Consider the following 22,248-nt stretch of genomic DNA (forward strand, 5'->3'; position numbering starts at 1 on the left):
CCGCGCGGGTCCGCTCAGGCCGCCGCCTGCGGGTGGGTGAGCCGGGCCAGCAGGTCGTCGAGGGCGACGAGGCCGGTCAGGCGGCCCGTGTCGTCACGGACCACGGCGAGCGAGGCGCGGCGCTGGCGGAGCCGCTCGATGGCCTGGCCGACCGTGTCGCCCGCGAGCAGCTCCGGGACCGGGCGGGCCAGCTCACCCGCGGTGGTGGCGCGGCCCCGGCTGCGGGCGATCAGGGCGTCACGGGCGTGCACGGAGCCGATGAACCGGTCGCCCTCGCGCACCAGCAGGCGGCTGCGGTCGCGGGCCGCGGCCGTGGCGAGGACCGCGTCGAGGTCCGCGTCCGCCGGTACGGAAGTGATCCGTGCGGCGGGGGTCTGGAGCTCGCCGACCGGCGTGAGGGGTTCGACGAGCGAGCTGGTGATCAGCTCCGAGTCGTCCTTGCTGATCAGGCCGAGCCGCTCGGACTCCACGACGAGGTGGGTGAGCTGCTCCCGGTTGTGCACCTCGGCCAGTTCGTCGCGCGGGGTGACCCGGCACATCCGCACCAGCGCGTTGCTGACCCTGTTGAGGACCCAGATCAGCGGGCGGACGACCTTGACCACCGCGCGGAACGGCGGGGCGAGCAGCATCGCCGAGCGCTCGGGGTGCGCGATCGCCCAGGACTTGGGCGCCATCTCACCGACGACCATGTGCAGGAAGACCACGACGATCATCGCGAAGGCGAAGGAGACGCCGTAGCTGAGACCGCTGGGCAGGCCCCAGCCGTGCAGCAGCGGGTCCAGCTCGTGGGAGATGGCCGGCTTGGAGATCGAGCCGAGCCCCAGGGTGCAGATCGTGATGCCGAGCTGGGCGCCGGCGAGCATCAGGGACAGCTCCCGCATCCCCGCGAGGGCGGCCTTGGCGCCGCGTGCGCCGGACGCGACGGCCTGTTCCATGCGGTGCCGCTTGGCGGCGACGAGGGCGAACTCGGCGGCCACGAAGAAGCCGCTGCCGATGAGCAGGAGGACCGTGCTGAAGACGGCCATGGGGAAGCTCATGAGCGGGGCCCCTCCTCGGTGCCGGAGGTGTCGGAGGTGTCGGTGGTGTCGGTGGTGTCGGTGGTGCGGGCGGTGTCGGGGGCGCGCAGGGTCAGGCCGACCAGCTCGGCCACGTGCCGGTCGAGCGTGCGGACGTCGAGCACGGCCCGCGTGCCCTCGTCGTCCAGGTCGATCGTGACCTCGTCGCGGACCGCGGGGAAGCGGCCGAGGCGGTCCACGATCAGCCCGGCCACGGTGTCGTAGCCCTCGTCCTGCGGCAGCTCGATGCCGGTGGCCTCGGCGATCTCGTCGAGGCGGCGGCCCGCGTCGATCTGCCAGCCGGTGCCGCCCGGGTCGGGGACCGCCAGCTGGGTCTCGCGGTCGGTCTCGTCGGCGATGTCACCGACGAGTTCCTCGGCGATGTCCTCGTAGGTGACGATGCCGGCGACGCCGCCGTGCTCGTCGAGGACCACCGCGAACTCGTCGTCGGCCTCCCGCATCCGGTCGACGGCGACGGGCAGCTGGAGGGTGTCCGGCAGCAGCAGGGGGCGGCGGGCCAGGGACCCGGCCGTCGCGCCGGCGTACGCGGACTGCGGCAGCCGCATCAGTTCACGGACGCCGACGACGCCCGTGACGTCGTCGGGGTGGTCGCCCATGACCGGATAGGTGGAGTGGCCGTACTTGGCGATGAGCTCGACGGCGTCGGCGGCCGTGGCCTCCTTGCGGGCGAAGACGGCGTCCGCGCGCGGCACCATCACCTGGTCCAGGGTCCGCTCGTTGAACTCCAGGGCGTGGTCGAGGAGGGTGGCGGTCTCCTGGGGCAGCTCGCCCTGCTGGTGGGACTCGCCGATCAGATGGCTGAGCTCCTCCAGGGTGGCGCCGTGGTGCAGCTCCTCGACCGGTTCGATGCCGACCTTGCGCAGCAGCTTGTTCGCGGCGCTGTCGAAGAGGTGCACGACGGGGCCGACGACCTTCAGGTACACGAGCGTGGACGGGGCGAGGGCCTTGGCCAGGCGCTCCGGGACGGCGAGCGCGAGGTTCTTCGGCGCCAGCTCGCCCAGCACCATCTGCACGACCGTGGCCAGCACGAACGCCAGGACCACCGAGATACCGGTGACCGCGGCGGCCGGGATGCCGATGCCCTCCAGGGCGGGGCGCAGCAGCGCCGAGACGGAGGGTTCGGCGAGGAAGCCGACGACGAGGCCGGTGACGGTGATGCCGAGCTGGGCACCCGACAGCATGAAGGACAGCCGCTCCAGGACCTTGAGGGCCTTGGCGGCCTTCTTGTCCCCGGCCTCCGCCTCGCGGGCGAGCGCCAGCCGGTCCGCGGCGACGTAGGCGAATTCCTGGGCGACGAAGTAGCCGGTTCCCGCGGTCAGGACGAGGACCGCGAGGAGACCGAGCACGGCACTCAGCATGCTCCACCACCTCGCCGCGTGCCGTGCTCACCGTTCAAGGGGCGGGGTGGTCGGGGACTGTGCCCCGGAGGGTCCGTCGGTCTGGCGGACAACCGGCTGCTCCTTCGCGCTTTACTTTCTCTTTGCCTTCATCCCGACAACGGTCGGGGTGTCACCGTTGTTCCCGACCACTTTCCTTCGGTGGTGTCCACCGCGCCACCGCGCCTCCCGCACGGCCTGAGGGTACGAACAGGGATGATGGGCGGGCCGCGCGTCGGGCCGCCGACCGGGCGCCACGAACCGAGCCACCAGGAGGAGCCGGTGACGAAGTCACGCCACAGGACCCCACGACGCGCCCAGGGCGAGCTGGAGGCGCAGGTCCTGGCCGCGCTGCGCACGGCCGACGCCCCCGTGAGCGCCGGGTGGGTGCGCGACCAGGTGGGCGGCGATCTCGCGTACACCACGGTGGTGACGATCCTGGCGCGGTTGCAGGCCAAGGACGCGGTCACCCGGCGCCGTGAAGGACGCTCCTTCGTGTGGACGCCGGTGGCGGACGAGGCGGGGCTCGCGGCGTTCAAGATGCGCAAGGTCCTCGACGCCGAGCCGGACCGGGAAGCGGTCCTCGCCAGCTTCGTGACCTCCCTGCCCGAGGGCGACGAGCGGCTGCTGCGGGATCTGCTGCGCAGGGCGGAGGCGGGCGACGGGGACAACGGGCCGGGCGGGGCCGGGGTCGGTGCCGAGGAAGGCGCAGGCTGAGCGCGTGGGGATTTTCGTCTTTCTGCCGCTGGTGCTGCCGCTGACGGCCTGGCCGGTCGCCCGGCTGGCGGCGCAGCGGCTGCATCCGCGCACCGCGACCCGCCTGCTGACCTGCGTCGCCGCCGTGATGGCGGTGTGCAGCACGGTGTGCCTCGGACTGCTGATGGTGGTCGGCACCGCCCAGCTGCCGGGCAATCCGCTCCCCGACGGCTGGTCGGACCCCGAGGTGCGGGCCGCCGTGCCGCAGGACGAGATCGCGGGCAAGGCCGCCATCCCGGCGCTGATCGCCGTCGTCGCCGTGTGCGCGCGCACGGTGTGGCGGCACTTCGCGCTGCGCCGTCGTGCCCACGCGGCGCTCGCCGGGCTGCCCGCCACGCAGGTCGCGGTGTTGCCGGACGCCCAGCCGTACGCGTACGCGCTGCCCGGCGGCGGGGGCGGCGACGGCCGGATCGTCGTCAGCACGGCGCTGCTCGACCGGCTCACGGCCGCGGAGCGGCGGGCCCTGTTCGCCCATGAGCGCACGCATCTGACGGCCCGGCACCACCGCCACCTGCTGACCGTGCGCCTCGCGGCCCGCGCCAATCCGTTCCTGCGCCCGCTGAGTTCGGCCGTGGCGTACACGGCGGAGCGGTGGGCCGACGAGGCGGCGGCCGCCCGGGTGGGCGACCGCACGGTGGTCGCGCGGGCCATCGGCAAGGCGGCCCTGTCGTCGGGCGGGGCGGGCGAGCCGGTGTTCGCGGCGCTCGCCGCGCCCGGCCCGGTGCCGCGCCGCGTGGCCGCGCTGCTCGCGCCGCCGCCGGGCGCGCCGGGCCGGGTCACGGTGTTCACGACGGTGGGGCTCGCGACGTGGACCGCCGGGTTCGGCGCGGCGGCCTCCGCGATGTCGTCCGCCAACTCCGCGTTCACGCTGGCGGCCACGCTGCACGCCGCGACGCCCCTCTGACAAGGCCGCCTCTCCCGCTCTCCTACAGGTCGAACTCGTGCGGCGGCAGGCCGAGCATCTGGCAGGCCTCCCGCACGACGCCCTGCTCCGTCTTGTCGAAGTCGCCGTCGGCGCCGCCGATGACGATGCCGATCTGGATCACGGCGCGCGCCTCGGCCTCCTTCTTCTTCGCCTTGGAGACCTCCTGCAACACGCTGACCTTGCCGAAGTCGAAGTCGGCCGTCAGCTTGTCGAGGTTGGCCTCGAAGCGCTTCTGGAGGTCGGTGGCGTCGAAGTTCTGCAACACCTCGTTGCTCATGATGAGCTGCGCGACGCGGCGCCGCTCCGAGGCGTCGATGGTGCCGTCGGCCGCGGCCACCAGGGCGCACATCGCCATGGAGGCGTCGCGGAACGCCCCGGACTTCAGGTCGTTCTTCTTCGCCACCAGCTGCGTCTGCATGGTCGACGCGGATTCCTTGATGCGGTCCCACAGGGCCACGGGTACTCCTCGGGTTGTGCTCGGGGCTCAGCCTTGGGCTGAGATGTCTTGCCGGATCATTGTTCTACAGCTCTGTAGAAACTAACGGGGATCGGCGAAAGTTCCGTCACGCGGCGGGACCGACCAGCTCGGTCAGTACGTCCTCCATCGTCACGAACCCGATGACCGTGCCCTTGTCGCCGGTGACGGCCGCGAGGTGGCTGCCCTGCGCCCGCAGCGCGGTGAGCGTGTCGTCGAGCGGGGTGTCGATACGCACCCGGGTCAGCGGGTGCACGGTGGCGCGCGGGAAGGGCCGGTCGCGCTCGGCGATCCCGAGCGTGTCCTTGATGTGCAGATAGCCGAGCAGCGCCGTGCCGTTCGCCGCGGTCACCGGGAAGCGGGAGAACCCGGCACCGGCCGCGGCCCGTTCCAGTTCGGCGGGCGTCGTCGTGTCCGGCACCGTACGCATCTGCTGCGCGGGCACCACGATCTCGCCGACCGGGCGCGTGCCCAGCTCCAGGGCGTCGCGCAGCCGTTCGCCGTCCTGCGCCGACAGCAGCCCGGCCTCGCTGGAGTCGAGGACCATGCGGGCGAGCTGGTCGTCGGTGAAGACGGACTCGACCTCGTCCTTCGGCTCGACCTTCAGCAGCCGCAGCAGCGCGTTGGCGAAGGCGTTGATGCCGAACACGATCGGCTTGACCGCCTTCGTCAGCCCCACCAGGGCCGGGCCGAGCAGCAGGGCGGTGCGGACCGGCGCGGCGAGCGCGATGTTCTTCGGCACCATCTCGCCGAACAGCATGTGGGCGTAGGTCGCCGCGGTCAGCGCGATGACGAACGAGACGGGGTGCACGAGCGCGTGCGGCACGTGCACGGCCTCGAAGGCCGGCTCCAGGAGGTGGGCGATGGCCGGTTCGGCGACGGCGCCGAGCACCAACGACGAGACGGTGATGCCCAGTTGCGCCGTGGCCAGCATCGCGGAGATGTGCTCCAGCGCCCACAGCGTGGAGCGGGCCCGCTTGCTGCCCTCCTCGGCCCGGGGCTCGATCTGGCTGCGCCGCACGGAGATCAGCGAGAACTCCGCGCCGACGAAGAACGCGTTGGTGAGCAGGGTGAGTACCCCGATGGCGAGTTGCAGCGCGGTCATCGGACATCCTCCATCAACGCGGCGCCCGCGGCGTCCGGTTCGGTGACCGTGATCCGGACCCGGTCGGCCCGGTGGTGCTCGACGTCGAGCACGGCGACCTCCCAGCCGTCGAGGCCGACGACGTCGCCCTGGACGGGGATCCGGGCGAGCCGGGTCGCGACGAGCCCGGCCACGGTCTCGTACGGCCCCTCGGGGACGCCGAGCCCGATCGAGGCGAGCTGGTCGACGCGGACGCCGCCGTCGGCCTCCCAGACCCGGTTCTCCCCCGGGCCCTCGGAGACGGGCTGGAGGTCGGGCGTCTCGACGGGGTCGTGCTCGTCGCGCACCTCGCCGACGACCTCCTCGACGATGTCCTCGACGGTCGCCACGCCGGCCGTGCCGCCGTACTCGTCGATGACGACGGCCATCGTGCGGGTCTCCCGCAGCCGCTCCAGGAGCCGGTCGGCGGGCAGGCTGTCGGGGACGAGGAGCGGCGCGGTGGCCAGCTCGGTGACGGGCGTCGAGGGGCGCTTCTGAGGTGGCAGGGCGAGGACGTCACGGATGTGGAGCGTGCCGACGACCTCGTCGAGGCTGTCGCGGTAGACCGGGAAGCGGGACAGGCCGGTGGCGTGGGTCAGGTGGGCGGCGTCGGCGGCCGTCGCGTGCGTCTCCAGGGCCTGTACGTCGACGCGGGGCGTCATGACGTTCTCGGCGGTCAGTTCGCTCAAGTGCAGCGTGCGCACGAACAGTTCGGCCGAGTCGGGCTCCAGTGCGCCTTCGGCGGCGGAGTGCCGGGCGAGCGCGACCAGCTCCTCCGGGCTGCGGGCGGAGGCCAGTTCCTCGGCGGGTTCCAGGCCGAAGCGCCGCACGGCCCGGTTCGCCGTGTTGTTGAGATGCCGGATGAACGGCCCGAAGGCGGCGGTGAATCCGCGTTGCGGACCGGCCACCACCTTCGCCACCGTGACCGGCCGGGAGATCGCCCAGTTCTTCGGCACGAGTTCGCCGACCACCATGAGGACGACCGTGGACAGGGCCACGCCGAGCACGGAGGCGACCGACGAGGCCGCCCCGCCGAGCCCGGCCGCCTCCAGCGGTCCCCGCAGCAGGGCCGCGAGCGACGGTTCGGCGAGCATGCCGATCACCAGGGAGGTGACGGTGATGCCCAGTTGGGCGCCGGACAGCTGGAAGGTCAGGCGGCGGACGGCCTTGAGCGCGCCGGACGCGCCGCGCTCCCCCGCCTCCGCGGCCCGCTCCAGATCGGCGCGCTCCACCGTGGTCAGGGAGAACTCGGCGGCCACGAACACGGCGCAGGCCAGCGTGAGCAGCAGTGCGAGCGCCAGCAACAGCACCTCGGTCATCGCGGGTTGTGACTCCTTCTCGGACGGGACTCGGAGGACGACAGCGCCCCCTATACTTCTACACGCCTGTAGAACGCGGTCGCCGCCCCTGATGTTCCCGGTGCCCGCATACCCCCTCATCCTCTCCGCACGTAAGGGAGTGAACGCCTCGATGGTGTTCAAACGACTGCTCGGTTCGCTCGGCGTGGGCGGCCCCACCGTCGACACCGTCCTCGTCCCGGGGGCGAGTGCGCCCGGCGGCACCGTGTCCGGCCAGGTCCATCTCAAGGGCGGCAGCGGCGACTTCGAGATCGAGCACATCACCCTCGAACTCGTCGCCCGCGTCGAGGCCGAGCACGAGGACGGGGAGAGCCACGGCACCGTGGCCTTCGACCGCTTCGTGGTCGGCGGCGGTTTCCGCCTCGTCGCGGGCGCCGAGCACAGCGTGCCGTTCACGGTGACGCTGCCGTGGGAGACGCCGATCACCGAGCTGTACGGGCAGCAGCTCGGCATCGTCCTCGGCGTCCGCACCGAACTCGCCGTCGCCGGCGCCAAGGACAAGGGCGACCTCGATCAGCTCGCCGTCGGGCCGATGCCCGTGCAGGAGGCGGTCCTGGAGGCGTTCGGGCAGCTGGGCTTCGGGTTCAGGTCGGCGGACCTGGAGTACGGGCACATCGGCGGCACCGGCCAGCAGCTGCCCTTCTACCAGGAGATCGAGCTGACGCCGTCCCCGCAGTACGCGCACGCGGTGAACGAGATCGAGCTGACGTTCCTCGCGGCGCCGGGCGGCGTCGAGGTGATCCTGGAGGCCGACAAGCGCGGCGGCCTCCTCTCCGGCGGGCACGACGCGCTCACCCGCTTCGGCGTGGCCCACGAGGACGCCGGCCGGCAGGACTGGAACGCGGTGGTGGAGGGCTGGGTGCGGGAGCTGGTCGAGCACCGCTCCGCGTACGGCAGCCACGCCTCCTACGGTCACGGCGAGGGGCACGAGCACGGCTTCGGCGGCGGGCACCGCTCCGGTCCCGGCGTGGGCACGGCGGTGGCGGCGGGCGCGGCGGGCCTCGCGGTCGGGGTGGTCGGCGGCATGGTCGCGGCCGAGGTCGTCGACGAGGTCGGGGACTTCTTCGAGGGTGACGACGAGGACGAGGGCGGCGAGGACTGACCATGTTCGGACTCAGTGAGCTGGCGATCGTCCTGATCGTCATAGCCGTCGTGGTCGGCATCAAGAAGCTGCCGGAGCTGACGCGCAGCGCGGGCAAGTCGGCGCGCATCCTCAAGGCGGAGGCCCGCGCCTTGAAGGAGCAGGATCAGCCGGACGACGCGCGGCGCGAGCCGCACGTCATCCAGGGCGAGACGGTGACTCCGCCGCCGCGGACGCCGGAGCAGGAGCCACCGAAGCAGTAACGGCCCTCCCTGCGGGGCGGGTTGAGGCTACGGGGCGGGTTGTGGCTACGGGGTGGGTTGCAGCTTCTCGAAGAAGAACTCGTGCTTCAGGTACGAGGTGTCGTACTCGTGCCCCGGGTACGGCGGGAGGAGCTGCGCCGCCTGGAACAGGCGCCAGCCGTCACGGAGCGCTTCGAGCCCCGTCTCGTAGGGGGGTTCGTCGCTGTCGCCGGTGGTGTGGTCGGTGGTTGCGGTGCCGTCGTACCGGGACCAGCCGACCACTTTCGCGTCCAGGGCCGAGTTGGCCAGGTAGAGGACGAGTACCTGCTGCCTCATGCGTGGCTCCCGAGGGTGGGACGGTTGGAGACCCGGGTCACCCAGTGGTCCAGGTCGAAGGTGTCGTCGCCGGTGAGTGACCGCCACAGGCGGACCCGGTTGTAGAACTCCAGGCGCCCGGTGGCGGGTTCGTACCACGGGAAGACCTGGCGGAGTTCGTCGAGGACCGCCGGGTCGCCGAGGTCGGAGGTGTCCCACAGGCGCACCTGCGGCACGGTCGGGTTGAAGCGGACCTTGAACATGTAGCGCCGGATGTCGCTGTCGTTGCGGCGGCCGCCGTGCCAGATGCCGTGGTGCATGAACAGCACCGTGCCCGCCGGGCAGGTCAGGCGGCTCTGGCCGCGCAGGTTCTGGTAGCGGCCGGTGTCGGTCTCGTTGGTGCGCCGCAGGTGACTGCCGGGGACGCTGAGGGTGCCGCCCATCTCCAGCGTCACGTCCTGCGGGTAGTACATGAGTTGGACGTCGAAGGCGTCGGGGCGTACGTCGATGATGGCGTCGCCGTGCAGGGGTTGCGCGGTGCCTTCGCGGGCCTCGCGCACATGGACGGCGTGGTGGTCGACGGTCGGGTCCGGCCCGACCAGGCTCCGCAACGCGCCCGCGACAGCGGGCAGTTCGAGGAGCCGGCGGGCGAAGGACCCTTCGGGGTAGGCCTGGGGGACGGGCGTGCCGTACGGCGCGGCGGGGATTCCGGCCTCGAACACGGCGACGGCCTGCTCGTTCATCTCCGGTGGGACGACTGCGTCGAGGCGGAGCGATCCGTGGGCGACGAAGCGCGCCAGCTGTACGGAGCTCAGCAGTTGCTCACTGGTTGGCATGGGGCAAACGTAGGCACTCGGGGCCCGTTCGTCGTGGGCTCTATCGGGCCTGTGCTGGTAGTTTTCCGGCATGGCCGACGGCGCGGTGGTGCAGCTGGACCAGCCACCGGAGGTGGTGAGCGCGGGTGTCGGTGTGCACGGCGGGCAGGCGTTGAGCGAGTCGTTCCGGCTGCCCGACCTGTGGCAGCTGCACCTCTACGCCTACGCGGGCGAGCTGACGGTCGACGGGCACCGCCACCCCATCCGGCCCGGCCACCTCAGCCTGATCCGCCCGGACACCGAGGCCCACTTCCGGTACGTGTCACGGCGCAGCGAGCACCTGTACGCGCACTTCCGGCTGCCGGGGCGGGACCCACGGGGGCTGCGCCGGGTGCCGGTGATGCAGGACGCGGGGGCGGAGGCGGCGCTGCTGGGCACGCTCCTCGGGAACGCGGTGGCCGCGATGCCGACGGCGCGGGCGCGGGCGGCGGCGGAGGTGTGGACGGTGCTCTGGCACGCGACACACCTCGGCTCCCGTACGGAACGGCACGGCAGTGCGCACCCCGCCCTGGCCACGGCCACCGAACACATCGAGCGGCACCTCGCGGCCCCGCTGACGGTCCCGGTGATCGCCGCCGCCGCGGGTGTCTCCCCCGGCCATCTGACCCGGCTCTTCCGCGCGGCCACGGGAGACACCGTGGTGGCCTGGATCCGCCGCCGTCGCATGGAGCGCGCCCGCCACCTCCTGCGCTCCTCCACCCTCCCGATCACGGCGATCGCCGCCACGGTCGGCATCCCGGACCTTCAGGCCTTCAACAAGACGTGCCGCCGGGAGCTGGGGGCGTCGCCGCGGCAGGTGCGGGGGCGCACGAGGGGCTCACGGTAGGCACGGCGGGCGCGGGCACCGTACGGGCGATGCCGTCGTGAGCCGCTGGTCCGCGCTTCCGGGTGGTCCGATCAACACGACAATGTGGACACCGAATTGTGTCGTCCGCCCCCGTCGTTCGCGCGGGTCGACGACACCGAGGCGGGGAATCTCATGATCACAGTCAAAACAGGGGGCACAGACGGCAGGGACCACCGCTCCATTCAGGTGAAGTACGTCGCGGCCGGCGTGCACGCCGCGGGAGTCCTGATCGCCGTCTACCGGATCCATGTCGCCCTGCGCCGGCTCGAAGCCGCGGCGGCACAGGAGCAGCACCGCAAGGCCCTCACGGAGTACCGGCGGGACCACCAGCGGCTCGTCGCCCGCGCCACGGCGGACCCCTCCCTGCTCCCCGTGCTCGACGCCTACGAAGAGGAGCTGCCGGACGACCTGCAAAGGCGCCACCTCTACGCCAACGAGCTGTACCAGCACGCCCTGCACGGCTACCACGTCGGCATCCTGACCCTCACCGAGCTCCACGGTCACCTGCGGTACATCTTCCAGAGCCGCTCCATGCGCGACTACTGGCAGGCGACCCGCCACCACCGCGCCAGCCTCCCCCACCGGTCCGACGAGGCCCGCCTGGGCCGCATGGTGGACGCGCTCGTCACGGACCTCGACGACAACGACGAGGAGGACTGGTGGGTCGTCGGCCGGCCCCCGGAGCCGCCCCCTTAGCAGGAACGGGAGTTCGACCGCGCCCCAACGCACTCCAGGGACCACTCAAGGAGATTGGTGCCCCGCGACGTACGCACGCTAGGTTGTCCGCCGTGGCGAACTCCCTTCACGGTGATGACCGTTCTGACCTGCACATTGTCCGCCGAATCGGCGTGTCCCCCGCCGAGCGCGGAAGCGTCGGGGGCCAGGCGTGCCCCGACATCTTCGAGCTGGCCGACGGCAGCTTCGCGATCATCGGAACGGACCGCACCGACCAGCTCGACGACCACCTCCCGACCGACGCTGCCCGCGCGGACCACGAACGCATCGTCGTCATCACCCGCGAGACACTGCTGCGTGCGCGGACGGACATTCTGGCGTTGGAGGGCTGACGCGGACCAAGGCGGGAGGGAGCGGGGCCCGCACGTGTGTCAGTGAATGTGCGACCCGCCATTCACGTCGTACGTGGCCCCGCTGATGTAGCCCGACTCCGCCCGGCACAGGTAGGTGATCAGGTCGGCGACGTCCTCGACGCGGCCGTTGCGGCCGACCGGGATGCCGGAGATGAGGGCGGTTTTGCGGTCGCCTTCGAGGGCGCCTCCGGTGATGTCGGTGTCGATGAGGCCGGGGGCGACGCTGTTGACGGTCACACCGCGGGGGCCGAGCTCGCGGGCCAGGGCGCGGGCGAAGCCGAGTTGGGCGGCCTTGGCGGCGGAGTAGGCGACGCCGCCGAAGACGCCGCCGCCGCGTTCGGCGGATACCGAGGAGAGGAACACGACGCGGCCGAAGCCGCGTTCGGCCATGCCGGGGGCGACGGCGCGGGTGATGTTGAAGGCGCCGCGGACGTTGACGGCGAAGATGCGGTCCCATTCGCCGCCCTCGACGTCGAGGAACGGCGTGGGAGAGGTGATGCCCGCGTTGTTGACGAGGGCGCCGATCGGGGGCGCGTCCGCGGCGAGGGCGTCGACGGCGCCGGCCACGGCGTTCTCGTCGGTGACGTCGCAGGCCAGGCCCACGGCTCGGACACCGTGCCGCTCGGCGATCTCGTCGGCGGCCTCCTTCGCGGCGGCCTCGTCGAGGTCGAGGACGGCGATGTTCCAGCCCGCCGCGGCGAGCGCGTGGGCGGTGGCCCGGCCGATGCCGCGGAACGAGGCGGCGCCGGTGACGATCGCGGTCAGGTCGTTGACGTTCGTGTGCGTGTGCGTGTTCATGGGGAGGGCTGCTCCTTGGTGGTTCATTGGGCGTGTGGTGTGAAATGCCGTGCTAGAGCGCCGACTTGACGCGTGCGCACAGCGCGTCCGTCGACAGGCCGTAGCGGTCGTGGAGGGTGGGCAGGGCGCCCGCCGCCAGGAATTCGTCGGGGAGCGCCGCCGGGAGGATCCGGGCGGAGGTGCCCGCGTATCCGGCGGTCGCCGCGACGGCCTCGGACAGGCCGCCGACCACCGTGTGGTTCTCGCAGGTGATCACCAGCCGGTCGCCCTGGAGTTGGCGCAGGATCGTCTCGGTGTCGAGGGGCTTGATGGTCGGCACGTGCAGGACCGCCGCGTCAACGTGGTCCGCCTCCAGACGCTGGGCCGCTTGCAGCGCGCGCATCGTCATCAGGCCGGTCGAGATGAACAACACGTCGCGTCCGCCGCGCAGTTCGGCCGCCTTGCCGAGTTCGAAGCGGTAGCCGTACTCGTCGAGGACGGTGGGGACCTTCCCGCGCAGCAGGCGCATGTACGTGGGTCCCGGGTGCGCGGCGAGCGCGGGCACGGCCTGCTCGATGTCGACCGAGTCGCAGGGGTCGACGATGGTCAGGTTGGGGCAGGCCCGCAGGATCGCGAGGTCCTCGGTGGCCTGGTGGCTCGGCCCGTAGCCGGTGGTGAGGCCGGGCAGCGCGCCGACCACGTTGACGTTGAGGCCGGGCTCGGCGATGTCGAGGCAGAGGAAGTCGTAGGCGCGGCGGGTCGCGAACACGGAGTACGTCGAGGCGAACGGGACCAGGCCCACCTCCGCGAGGCCGGCCGCGGCGCCGAGCATGACCTGTTCCGCCATGCCCATCTGGTAGAAGCGGTCCGGGTTCGCGTCGCGGAAGACGTGCATGTCGGTGTACTTGGCGAGGTCGGCGGAGAGGCCGACGATCTCGGGGCGTTCCTCGGCGAGCCGGTTGAGCGCGTGGCCGAACGGGGCGGGCGCGGTGCGCTGCCCGGGGTCGGCGAACGACGCGATCATCGCCGAGGTGGTGAGGCGCTTGCGGGGGGCCTGTTGCGCGGCAGTGCTCACTTGTCGGCTCCTTCGAGGTGGTCGCGGGCGGCCTGCCACTCGTGGTCGGCGACGGGCATGAAGTGGGCCTTCTCCCGCGTCTCCAGGAACGGCACACCACGGCCGGTGCGGGTGTCGCAAATCAGTACGGACGGGCTGCCGGTGTGCTCCCGGATGCCGTCGAGCGCGGTGAGCAGGGCGGGGATGTCGTTGCCGTCGACGCGTACGGCGTTCCAGCCGAAGGCCTGCCACTTCTCGGTGACGGGTTCGGTGCGCAGCACGCCGGGGGTGGGGCCGTCGGCCTGGAGCCCGTTGACGTCGACGACGGCGACGACGTTGTCCAGTCCGTGGTGGGCGCAGGCCATCGCGGCCTCCCACGTCGAGCCCTCGTCGAGCTCGCCGTCGGACAGGAGGTTGAACACCCGCGCGTCGTTGCCGAGTTGACGCAGTCCGAGCGCCATGCCGCAGGCGACGCCGAGTCCGTGGCCGAGGGAGCCGCCGGAGATCTCCATGCCGGGCGTGTAGCTCGCCATGCCGGACATCGGCAGACGGGAGCCGTCCGTGCCGTACGTGTCCAGTTCGGCGACGGGGATCGTGCCGGCCTCGGCCAGCGCGGCGTAGAAGGCGATGGCGTAGTGGCCGATGGACAGCAGGAACCGGTCCCGGCCCGGCCACTGCGGGTCCTCGGGGCGCAGCCGCAGCTCGCCGTCCTCGCGGGCGTAGAACATGGCCAGGACGTCGGCGACGCCGAGCGCCTGCCCGATGTATCCCTGCCCCTGGACCTCGCCCATGGTCAGGGCGTGACAGCGGATGCGGGTGGCGGCCTCCCGCAGGCGGGCGATCCTGCGGTCCCGCTCCGTCGCCGGAGCCGGGGCCTGGTGTGTCGTCACCGATGTCATCGGTGCGTACCTCCTTGTCGTACGGGGATGTGGGGGTGGTCGGGCTCCGCGGTCTCCGTGGCGGACGGGTGCGCGCGCTCCAGCGCGGCGACCTCGGCCCGCTCGGCGGGCCCCCACGTCTCCCGGGTCAGCAGCGTGGCGACGAGCCCCAGCAGGCCGTAGGCGCTGAACAGCACGGCCGGGCCGGCCCAACCGGTGGCGGAGAACAGGGCGGTGGCGATGAGCGGGGTGAACCCGGAGACCACGGCGGAGAGTTGGTAGGCGAGCGAGGCGCCACTGGTGCGGGTCCGGGCCTGGAAGAGCTCGGAGAACCACGCGCCCTGCACCCCGGCCAGACCGTTCTGGCACACGGCGTAGCTCACGACGAACGCGAGCACGACGGCGGCCGCGGTACCGGTGTTGAGGAGCAGGAACAGCGGCACTCCCCAGGCCAGCGTGAACGCCGTGCCGAAGAGGTAGACCGGGCGTCGGCCGACGCGGTCGGTGAGCGCGCCCCACAGCACGGTGGCGGCGATGCCGAGCGCGGAGGCGAGCATCAGCCCGAAGAGGGTGGTGGAGCGGTCGGCGAGTTCCTCGCTCTCCAGGTAGGACATGACGAAGGTGACGGACACGGCGTAGCCGGCGGTCTCCGTGCTGCGCAGGCAGAACGCCCGCAGGACGCTCCGCCAGTCGGTGCGCAGCACCTCCATGAGCGGGTTGGCGGCGACCTCGCCCTCGGACTTCAGCGCCTCGAACTCCGGGGACTCCTCGACCTTGAGGCGGATGAGGATGCCGACGACGATCAGCACGGCGCTGCACAGGAACGGGACGCGCCACGCCCACTGCTCCCCGAGCGGCACGCTGAGCAGGAACGCGGCGTTGGCCAGGAGCAGCCCGACGGGGAAGCCGGCCTGTGTGATGCCGGTGTAGAGCCCTCGTTTGCGCCAGGGCGCGTGCTCGAAGGTCATCAGGATGGCGCCGCCCCACTCGGCCCCGAAGGCGAGGCCCTGGACCACCCGGACCAGTACCAGCATGACGCCGGCCCACGCGCCCACCATCTGGTAGGTCGGCAGTACGCCGATCAGCACCGTGCAGACGCCCATCAGCAGCAGCGATCCCACCAGGACGGGCTTGCGGCCGATGCGGTCGCCGAGGTGGCCGCCGATGATCCCGCCGATCGGGCGGACCGCGAAGCCGACGCCCAGCGTGGCGAAGGAGAGCAGGGTGCCGGACAGGGGGTCTTCGGACGGGAAGAACACGTCGTTGAAGTACAGGGCCGCGGCGGTGCCGAACCCGATGAAGTCGTACGTCTCGATCGTCGCCCCGATCGATGAGCCGATGGCGACGCGGCGCCGCGCGGGTGTGCCTTTCACGGCGGCCAGTTGGTGTGCGGACATGGGTGATCTCCATTGATCCAACGTCGGTGCGGCTTCGGGGAAGCCATGTGCCCGACAGTCGAGTGTTGACTGTTAACACTCGGCAGGCATGAAGAAACCATCCAGGCCAGTCGCCCGGGTGTCAATGCCCGTTCAGCAGAAAATCGCTCAGCCGTCGACCACGGCGAAGTGCTCGGCGGCCACCGCCATGTGTTCCTCGACCACCGCGACCGCCCCGGCGACATCGCCCGCCTCGATGGCGTCGATGATGGCGGCGTGCCGGTCACGGGTCATCATCGCGGGTGCCTCGTCCTGGTCGCGCGACATGATGGTCACGCGGATCCGGCCCTCCAGGTGGCGCCAGGACTCGACCAGCATCGAGTTGCCGGACAGCTGGCACAGCCGCACGTGGAAGCCGAGGTCGGCCTCGACGCGGGCGGCGAAGTCCGCGCCCGCGGCGTCCAGTTCACCCGCCGCGCCCCGCAGCGCCGCGACGGCCTCCGCCCGGTCGGAGCGGGCGATGATCTCGGTGACGGCGAGCCCTTCGAGCGCCGCGCGGACCCGGAACATGCCGCGGATCTCCTCCGCGGACAGCGAGTTGACCCGCAGCATGCCGCGCGCTCCGGCGCGCACGAGCCCTTCCTGCTGGAGATGGCGCAGCGCCTCACGGACCGTCCCCCGGCTCACGCCGAGCCGGCCGGCCAGTTCCACCTCTCCCAGGTGGTCACCGGGCCGGTACGCTCCCGCCGTGATGGCGGAGCGCAACGCCTGAAGCACCCGCTCCCGCAGCGTGCTCCGGTCCATTACGGGCAAGGGCTCAATAGACAAGACAACAACTCCCTCCGGGGTGTCGACATCCTAACTGGCGACTGTCAACACCCGTGCGGCGACGGATCGCGCCGCGCACGGCCGGCCCGCGCACCCCGGGCCGTGGCCGGGATCACAGCGCGGCGCGGGCAGCTCACGGAATGCGCGCACAAGGCGGAGCGGTTGCCTCAGGAGATCGCCGTGAAGATCGCCGCTGTGCGGCGGCGCACGGCCGACCGGTACCGATGTCCCGTATGCCCGTACTTCTGAGGAGCACCCGTGGCCGACCCCACGTCCCGCGCCGCCGAGATACTCTCCCGCCCCGTCACGCTGAACGGCCTGACCGTGCCGAACCGCATCGCGATGGCGCCCATGACCCGTATGTTCTCGCCGGACGGTGTTCCCGGTGAGGACGTGCGCTCGTACTACGCGCGGCGCGCGGGCGCGGGTGTCGGGCTGATCGTCACCGAGGGCACCTACGTGGGCCACGACTCGGCCGGTGACAGCGACCGGGTGCCGCGCTTCCACGGCGAGGAGCAGCTGGCCGGGTGGGCGCGGGTGGCCGAGGACGTGCACGCGGCGGGCGGCACGATCGTTCCGCAGCTGTGGCACATCGGCATGGTGCGCAAGGCGGGTCAGCCGCCGTTCGCCGACGCCCAGCCGGTCGGCCCCTCCGGTGTCCGCGTGGACGGCACCGAGGGTGCGGGCCGGGCGATGACGCGGGCCGACCTGGACGACGTCATCGGCGCGTTCGCGCAGGCCGCGGCGGACGCCGAGCGCATCGGCTTCGACGGTGTCGAGGTGCACGGCGCGCACGGCTATCTGCTGGACCAGTTCCTGTGGTCGGGGACCAACCGCCGCAGCGACGCCTACGGCGGCGACGCGGTGGCCCGTACGAAGTTCGCCGCCGAGGTCGTGGCCGCGATCCGCGAGCGCGTCTCCGCCGAGTTCCCGGTCATCTTCCGGTACTCGCAGTGGAAGCAGGAGGCGTACAAGGCGCGGCTCGCGGAGACCCCGGAGGAGCTGGAGTCGATCCTCGCTCCGCTCTCGGCGGCCGGCGTCGATGTCTTCCACGCCTCCACCCGCCGCTACTGGCGTCCGGAGTTCGACGGCTCGGACCTGAACCTGGCGGGCTGGACCAAGAAGCTCACCGGCAAGCCCACCATCACCGTCGGCTCCGTCGGTCTCGACGGCGACTTCATCCGCGGCTTCGCGGGCGAGGGCTCCCCCGTCAAGGGCATCGACGACCTTCTCGACAGCCTGGAGCGCGACGAGTTCGACATGATCGCGGTCGGCCGCGCCCTGCTCCAGGACCCGCAGTGGGCACAGAAGGTGCTCGCCGGTCGCTTCGACGAGCTGAAGCCGTACGACGCGGCGGCGCTGCGCACGCTGAGCTAGACCGACGCGCGACGCCCGACGAAGGGGCGTTCGTCCTCCCGCCACACGGCCGGAGGGCGGACGCCCCTTCGTCGTACGCAGCGGGGGTACTCGCACAAAGGCAAGCAACTTCTTGCAACTGTCTGGCCGGAAGTGCATGGTATCGATCATCGTTGCGCTGAATCGGCCGACGTCCGCGAACAGGGAGGGTACGACGGTGAGTCCGAGCAGGGCCGTGTGCGACTGCATCGATCCGCTGGCGGCGGTGCGCGCCCAGGGCGACCCCGAACACGACGTGTTCCTCACGGGGACCGTCTTCATGGACCTGGTCTTCACCGGGCTCGACGGCGCGCCGCGGCTCGGCACCGAGAACTGGGCCCGCGGCATGGGGTCGAGCCCCGGCGGCATCGCCAACATGGCGACCGCGCTCGCCCGCCTCGGCCTGCGCACCACGCTCGCGGCCGGCTTCGGCACCGACCTGTACGGCGACTACTGCTGGGAGTCCCTCGCCGACGTGGAACGCGTCGACCTCACCCATTCGAAGCGGCTGCCCGGCTGGCACTCGCCGGTGACCGTCTCCATGGCGTACGAGGGCGAGCGCACCATGGTGACGCACGAGCACGCCGCTCCCCCGCTGGAGTACACGGTGCCGCGCGCCCGTGCGGGCGTGGCTTCCCTGGAGCCCGGCCGCGAGGACGCCTGGCTGCGGCAGGCGCACGAGCAGGGCACCCGGATCTTCGCCGACGTCGGCTGGGACGAGTCGGGGCGCTGGGACACCGCGACGCTGACCGGGCTCCCATACGCGCACGCCTTCCTGCCCAACGCCACGGAGGCGCTGCACTACACGCGCACCGACACCCCGCGGGACGCGGTGGCCGCGCTGGCGGAGCTGGTGCCCATCGCCGTGGTCACGAAGGGGCCGCAGGGCGCGGTCGCCGTCGACTCGCTCACCGGGGAGCACGCCGACGTACCCGGACTGCGGGTGGAGGCGCTCGATCCGACCGGGGCGGGGGACGTGTTCATGGCCGGGTTCGTGACCGGCACGCTCGCCGGGTGGCCGCTCGCCGACCGGCTCGCCTTCGCCAATCTGACGGCGGCGCTGTCCGTGCAGCACTTCGGCGGGTCCCTGTCGGCGCCGGGCTGGGTCGAAGTTGCTTCCTGGTGGGGCGAGTTGACCGCGCGCGCCGCGTCGGGCGACGCCGCCTGTGAGGAGCTGGCGCGGCGCTACGGCTTCCTGCACGACCTCGTCCCCGCCCGCTTGCACGAGGTGGCCCGCCACCGGGCCACACCGACCCTCGGCTTCCGGGCCGCGTAGGAGCCACCATGACCTCAGCCCTCACCCGGAGATCGGTCCTCGCCGCGGCGCTCGCCGTCGGCGCCGCGGGCTGCACCCCGGGCACCGACGGCTCCGGCGCCGTGACCGGCGACGCCGCCCCCGCGGGGAACGGCGTACCGGACCCGGCGAAGGCCGGGAACGTGACGCTGCGCGTCTGGGACCAGGAGACGCGCGGCGGCACGAACGCCGAGATCGAGCAGCTCAACAAGGAGTTCCAGGAGAAGTACCCGAACGTCACGATCCGGCGGGTGTCCCGGAGCTTCGACGACCTCAAGACGACGCTCAAGCTGGCCCTGTCGGGCAACAATCCGCCGGACGTCGTGCAGGCCAACCAGGGCTACCCGGACATGGTCGCGTTCGTCGAGGCGGGCCTGCTGACCCCGCTGGACACCTACGCGGGCATCTACGAGTGGAACACCCGCTACCCGGCGACGCTCCTCAACCTCAACCGGGTGTCGGTGAAGAAGGCGGGCACGTCCCGCCGCTTCGGTACCGGCCGCCTCTACGGGATCTCGCAGACCGGCGAGTTCGTGGGGCTCTACTACAACAAGGCCGTACTGAAGAAGGCCGGGCTCCAACCGCCGCGCACCTGGGCGGAGTTCACCGACAGCCTCGCCACGCTCAAGAAGGCGGGAGAGCTGCCGATCCAGTTCGGCAACCTCGACAAGTGGCCCGCGATCCACACCTTCGGCGTGCTCCAGGACCAGCAGGGCACCGAGCCCGCCCGGGACACCGTCCTCGGCCGCGGCGACGGCTTCGGCACCTCCCGCACGACGCGGGCGGCGACCGTCCTCACCGAGTGGATGGACCGCGGCTATCTGCCGAAGGACACCAACGGGCTGGGCTACGACGACGCCAACAAGAAGTTCATGGCCGGGCAGGGCGCGTACACGATCACCGGCACCTGGATGCAGGCCGACTTCCAGAAACGGCTCGGTGACGACCTCGGCGTCATGCCGCCGCCCCCGGCCACGGCAGGCGGCAAACCCACCACGACCGGCGGCCAGGGCCTCGCCTGGTCGGTCACCTCGCGCTCCGCGCACCCCGACGTGGCCGCCGCCTACCTCGACTTCCTCACCAGCGCGCACGCGGCCGACGTCATGACGGAGAACGGCGTGCTTCCGGCCGTCCCCGGCAAGGCGGCCGCCGCGCTCGATCCCCGCTCCCCCGACGGCCGGATGATCGCGGCCTGGCGGGAGTTGACGGCGGCCGACGGCCTCGTCCCGTACCTGGACTACGCCACGCCCACCTTCTACGACACGACCTCCGCGGCCCTCCAGGAGCTCATCGCGGGCAAGACACGGCCGTCGGCGTTCGCCCGCACGCTCCAGAGCGACTACGGCGCGTTCCTGAAGAAGCAGCGGGGAGCGTCGGGCTCGTGACCAAGCGCTTGCGGGCGACGGGCCGGGCACCCGGCGAACCCCGCTCCATCGGCTACCTCTACGTGCTGCCCGCGCTCGTGGTCTACGGCCTGTTCCTGCTCTACCCGTTCGGGCAGGCGGTGGGCCTGTCGTTCCTGCACTGGGACGGCCTGACCCGTGCCACGTCGGCCGGCCTGGACAACTACACGGCTCTGTTCACGGACCCGAGCCTGCGCGCCCCGTTCGGCCACGCGCTGGTGCTGCTGGTCTTCTACGCGGCGCTGCCGGTGGCCATCGGGCTGCTGCTCGCGGCGGCGATGTCCCGCATCCGGATCCGGGGCATGACCTTCTTCCGTACGGTCCTGTTCCTGCCGCAGGTGCTGGCCATGGTGGTCGTGGGTGTCGCCTGGCGTTCGATCCTGGCCCCGGACGGCCTGCTCAACGACGTGCTGCGCGGCGTCGGCCTCGACGGCCTGGCCCGCCCGTGGCTGGGCGACGACGCGTGGGCGCTGCCCGCCGTGGGCGTCGTCGGCACGTGGGTGATGACGGGCCTGTGCATGGTCCTCTTCCTCGCCGGAGCCCAGCGCGTCCCGCGCGAACTGTACGAGGCGGCGCGGCTCGACGGAGCGGGCGCGGTCCGGGAGTTCTTCGCGGTGACCCTGCCCGCCCTGCGGGGCGAGGTCTCGGTGGCGCTGACCCTCACGATCATCGCGGGGCTGCGCAACTTCGACCTGATCTACATCACCACCGGCGGCGGCCCCGGCAACGCTACCTCCGTACCGGCCTACGAGGTCTACCACCGGGCCTTCGAACTGAACGAGGTCGGCTCGGCGGCCGCCATCGGCGTGGCCCTCACGCTCCTCATCTTCGCCCTGACCGTCACGGTCTCCCGTCTCGTCGAAGGGCGCCACGCATGACCTCCCGCATCGAACGCACCGCGACGTACGCGATCCTGGCGCTCTTCGCGGTGCTTGCGCTGACCCCGGTCATCGGCATCCTGTCGTCGGCCTTCTCCTCCCCCGAGGCGGTGGGCGGCGGCTTCGCGCTCCCGGACACGCTCCACTGGTCCAACTTCCAACAGGCCTGGCAGCGCGGCCGTTTCGGCACGTATCTCGGGAACTCGGCGCTGGTGACGGTGGCCGTGGTGACGGCGTCGACGGTGCTGTCCGTGCTGGCCGCGTACGCCTTCGGCACGATGCGCTTCCCCGGCTCGACACTGCTGTTCTACCTGTTCGTCCTGGGCCTCACCCTCCCCCAGGAGGCCCTGGTCGTGCCGCTCTACTTCGACCTGCGGTACTTCGAACTCACCGACACCTACTGGGCGTTGATCCTGCCGCAGACCGCGCAGTCCCTCGCGTTCGGCGTGTTCTGGATGCGCACGTACTTCAGGAACAGCACCCGCTCGGTCATCGAGGCGGCCCGCGTCGATGGCGCGAGCACGTGGACCACGCTGTGGCGGATCCTCGTCCCGATGGGCCGCCCCGCCATCACCACGCTGATCGTGATCACGTTCATGTGGACGTGGAACGAGTTCCTGATGGCCCTCGTGATGATCAGCGACGAGTCCCTGCGCACGGTCCCGCTCGGCCTGGCCTTCTTCCAGGGCCAGCAGAGCGCGGACACGACGCTGCTGGCGGCGGCGTCCGTGCTGATCGCGCTCCCGGTGGTGGTCGTGTACGTGGCCTTGCAGCGGAAGTTCATCGAGGGGATGTTGAGCGGGGCGGTGAAGGAGTAGGAGGGAGCCG

24 protein-coding genes are annotated in these 22,248 nt (G+C 71.8%); 12 read left to right on the forward strand and 12 right to left on the reverse strand.

Annotation, left to right across the window (positions count from 1 at the left end):
• Positions 1–14: 14 nt before the first annotated feature.
• A complete protein-coding gene (locus ACYBSK_RS21590) occupies positions 15–1,037 on the reverse strand; it encodes a hemolysin family protein (RefSeq protein WP_460242938.1) in 1,023 nt (340 codons plus the stop codon).
• Positions 1,034–2,434, reverse strand: a complete 1,401-nt coding sequence (locus ACYBSK_RS21595; protein WP_460242939.1) for a hemolysin family protein — start codon at positions 2,432–2,434, stop codon at positions 1,034–1,036. Before ACYBSK_RS21595 ends, ACYBSK_RS21590 begins: the two co-directional genes overlap by 4 nt.
• 300 nt (positions 2,435–2,734) lie before the next feature.
• On the opposite strand from ACYBSK_RS21595, the gene ACYBSK_RS21600 reads away from it, so the two are divergent.
• Positions 2,735–3,169 carry a BlaI/MecI/CopY family transcriptional regulator gene (locus tag ACYBSK_RS21600; protein WP_460242940.1) on the forward strand — a complete coding sequence of 145 codons (435 nt, stop codon included), beginning with the start codon at positions 2,735–2,737 and terminating at the stop codon, positions 3,167–3,169.
• Between the two features lie 4 nt (positions 3,170–3,173).
• Complete coding sequence (locus tag ACYBSK_RS21605; protein ID WP_457478830.1) at positions 3,174–4,112, forward strand: M56 family metallopeptidase; 939 nt, start codon at positions 3,174–3,176, stop codon at positions 4,110–4,112.
• 22 nt (positions 4,113–4,134) lie between these two features.
• On the opposite strand, the gene ACYBSK_RS21610 is transcribed toward ACYBSK_RS21605, so the two are convergent.
• The 3 genes from ACYBSK_RS21610 to ACYBSK_RS21620 all read right to left on the reverse strand — a co-directional run bounded on the left by ACYBSK_RS21610 (position 4,135) and on the right by ACYBSK_RS21620 (position 7,050).
• Complete coding sequence (locus ACYBSK_RS21610; RefSeq protein WP_457478831.1) at positions 4,135–4,590, reverse strand: tellurite resistance TerB family protein; 456 nt, start codon at positions 4,588–4,590, stop codon at positions 4,135–4,137.
• A gap of 106 nt (positions 4,591–4,696) precedes the next feature.
• A complete protein-coding gene (locus tag ACYBSK_RS21615) occupies positions 4,697–5,713 on the reverse strand; it encodes a hemolysin family protein (RefSeq protein ID WP_460242941.1) in 1,017 nt (338 codons plus the stop codon).
• Positions 5,710–7,050: a hemolysin family protein gene (locus ACYBSK_RS21620; RefSeq protein WP_460242942.1), complete on the reverse strand. Its 1,341-nt coding sequence runs from the start codon at positions 7,048–7,050 to the stop codon at positions 5,710–5,712. The genes ACYBSK_RS21615 and ACYBSK_RS21620 overlap by 4 nt, the downstream gene beginning before the upstream one ends.
• Positions 7,051–7,201: 151 nt before the next feature.
• Between ACYBSK_RS21620 and ACYBSK_RS21625 the strand changes: the two genes are divergently transcribed.
• Positions 7,202–8,191: a sporulation protein gene (locus ACYBSK_RS21625; protein ID WP_460242943.1), complete on the forward strand. Its 990-nt coding sequence runs from the start codon at positions 7,202–7,204 to the stop codon at positions 8,189–8,191.
• 2 nt (positions 8,192–8,193) lie between these two features.
• Positions 8,194–8,433: a twin-arginine translocase TatA/TatE family subunit gene (locus ACYBSK_RS21630; protein ID WP_457478835.1), complete on the forward strand. Its 240-nt coding sequence runs from the start codon at positions 8,194–8,196 to the stop codon at positions 8,431–8,433.
• A 45-nt stretch (positions 8,434–8,478) separates the two neighbouring features.
• Here the strand turns inward: ACYBSK_RS21630 and ACYBSK_RS21635 are convergent, their stop codons facing one another.
• The gene (locus tag ACYBSK_RS21635) at positions 8,479–8,748 is read right to left on the reverse strand and encodes a hypothetical protein (protein WP_457478836.1); all 270 of its coding nucleotides are present in this window, start codon (positions 8,746–8,748) and stop codon (positions 8,479–8,481) included.
• Positions 8,745–9,563, reverse strand: coding sequence for a phytanoyl-CoA dioxygenase family protein (locus tag ACYBSK_RS21640; RefSeq protein ID WP_457478837.1), 819 nt, complete (start codon positions 9,561–9,563; stop codon positions 8,745–8,747). The genes ACYBSK_RS21635 and ACYBSK_RS21640 overlap by 4 nt, the downstream gene beginning before the upstream one ends.
• A 70-nt stretch (positions 9,564–9,633) precedes the next feature.
• Here ACYBSK_RS21640 and ACYBSK_RS21645 point away from each other — a divergent pair, with 70 nt between their 5' ends.
• From ACYBSK_RS21645 to ACYBSK_RS21655, 3 genes are all read left to right on the forward strand, one after another.
• Positions 9,634–10,428: a helix-turn-helix domain-containing protein gene (locus ACYBSK_RS21645; RefSeq protein ID WP_457478838.1), complete on the forward strand. Its 795-nt coding sequence runs from the start codon at positions 9,634–9,636 to the stop codon at positions 10,426–10,428.
• Positions 10,429–10,581: 153 nt separating this feature from the next.
• Positions 10,582–11,145 carry a DUF6082 family protein gene (locus tag ACYBSK_RS21650; RefSeq protein ID WP_457478839.1) on the forward strand — a complete coding sequence of 188 codons (564 nt, stop codon included), beginning with the start codon at positions 10,582–10,584 and terminating at the stop codon, positions 11,143–11,145.
• Between the two features lie 128 nt (positions 11,146–11,273).
• Complete coding sequence (locus ACYBSK_RS21655; protein WP_460247073.1) at positions 11,274–11,516, forward strand: hypothetical protein; 243 nt, start codon at positions 11,274–11,276, stop codon at positions 11,514–11,516.
• Positions 11,517–11,555: 39 nt separating this feature from the next.
• Here ACYBSK_RS21655 and ACYBSK_RS21660 read toward each other — a convergent pair whose 3' ends face one another.
• The 5 genes from ACYBSK_RS21660 to ACYBSK_RS21680 all read right to left on the reverse strand — a co-directional run bounded on the left by ACYBSK_RS21660 (position 11,556) and on the right by ACYBSK_RS21680 (position 16,426).
• A complete protein-coding gene (locus tag ACYBSK_RS21660; protein ID WP_460242944.1) occupies positions 11,556–12,335 on the reverse strand; it encodes an SDR family NAD(P)-dependent oxidoreductase in 780 nt (259 codons plus the stop codon).
• Between the two features lie 52 nt (positions 12,336–12,387).
• Positions 12,388–13,389 carry a transketolase family protein gene (locus tag ACYBSK_RS21665; protein WP_457478841.1) on the reverse strand — a complete coding sequence of 334 codons (1,002 nt, stop codon included), beginning with the start codon at positions 13,387–13,389 and terminating at the stop codon, positions 12,388–12,390.
• Positions 13,386–14,267, reverse strand: coding sequence for a transketolase (locus ACYBSK_RS21670; protein ID WP_460242945.1), 882 nt, complete (start codon positions 14,265–14,267; stop codon positions 13,386–13,388). Before ACYBSK_RS21670 ends, ACYBSK_RS21665 begins: the two co-directional genes overlap by 4 nt.
• Positions 14,264–15,643 (reverse strand): MFS transporter, encoded by a 1,380-nt coding sequence (locus tag ACYBSK_RS21675; RefSeq protein ID WP_460242946.1) that lies wholly within the window; start codon positions 15,641–15,643, stop codon positions 14,264–14,266. The genes ACYBSK_RS21670 and ACYBSK_RS21675 overlap by 4 nt, the downstream gene beginning before the upstream one ends.
• A gap of 147 nt (positions 15,644–15,790) precedes the next feature.
• Positions 15,791–16,426, reverse strand: coding sequence for a GntR family transcriptional regulator (locus tag ACYBSK_RS21680; RefSeq protein ID WP_460242948.1), 636 nt, complete (start codon positions 16,424–16,426; stop codon positions 15,791–15,793).
• Between the two features lie 282 nt (positions 16,427–16,708).
• Between ACYBSK_RS21680 and ACYBSK_RS21685 the strand changes: the two genes are divergently transcribed.
• The 5 genes from ACYBSK_RS21685 to ACYBSK_RS21705 all read left to right on the forward strand — a co-directional run bounded on the left by ACYBSK_RS21685 (position 16,709) and on the right by ACYBSK_RS21705 (position 22,238).
• Positions 16,709–17,827: an NADH:flavin oxidoreductase gene (locus ACYBSK_RS21685; protein WP_460242949.1), complete on the forward strand. Its 1,119-nt coding sequence runs from the start codon at positions 16,709–16,711 to the stop codon at positions 17,825–17,827.
• Between the two features lie 196 nt (positions 17,828–18,023).
• The gene (locus ACYBSK_RS21690) at positions 18,024–19,121 is read left to right on the forward strand and encodes a carbohydrate kinase family protein (protein ID WP_460242950.1); all 1,098 of its coding nucleotides are present in this window, start codon (positions 18,024–18,026) and stop codon (positions 19,119–19,121) included.
• Positions 19,122–19,129: 8 nt separating this feature from the next.
• Complete coding sequence (locus tag ACYBSK_RS21695; protein ID WP_460242951.1) at positions 19,130–20,524, forward strand: extracellular solute-binding protein; 1,395 nt, start codon at positions 19,130–19,132, stop codon at positions 20,522–20,524.
• Positions 20,521–21,420 carry a carbohydrate ABC transporter permease gene (locus tag ACYBSK_RS21700; RefSeq protein WP_460242952.1) on the forward strand — a complete coding sequence of 300 codons (900 nt, stop codon included), beginning with the start codon at positions 20,521–20,523 and terminating at the stop codon, positions 21,418–21,420. Before ACYBSK_RS21695 ends, ACYBSK_RS21700 begins: the two co-directional genes overlap by 4 nt.
• The gene (locus ACYBSK_RS21705) at positions 21,417–22,238 is read left to right on the forward strand and encodes a carbohydrate ABC transporter permease (protein ID WP_457478849.1); all 822 of its coding nucleotides are present in this window, start codon (positions 21,417–21,419) and stop codon (positions 22,236–22,238) included. The genes ACYBSK_RS21700 and ACYBSK_RS21705 overlap by 4 nt, the downstream gene beginning before the upstream one ends.
• The last annotated feature ends 10 nt before the right edge of the window (positions 22,239–22,248 follow it).

The sequence above is a fragment of the Streptomyces sp. BYX5S genome (assembly GCF_054724165.1).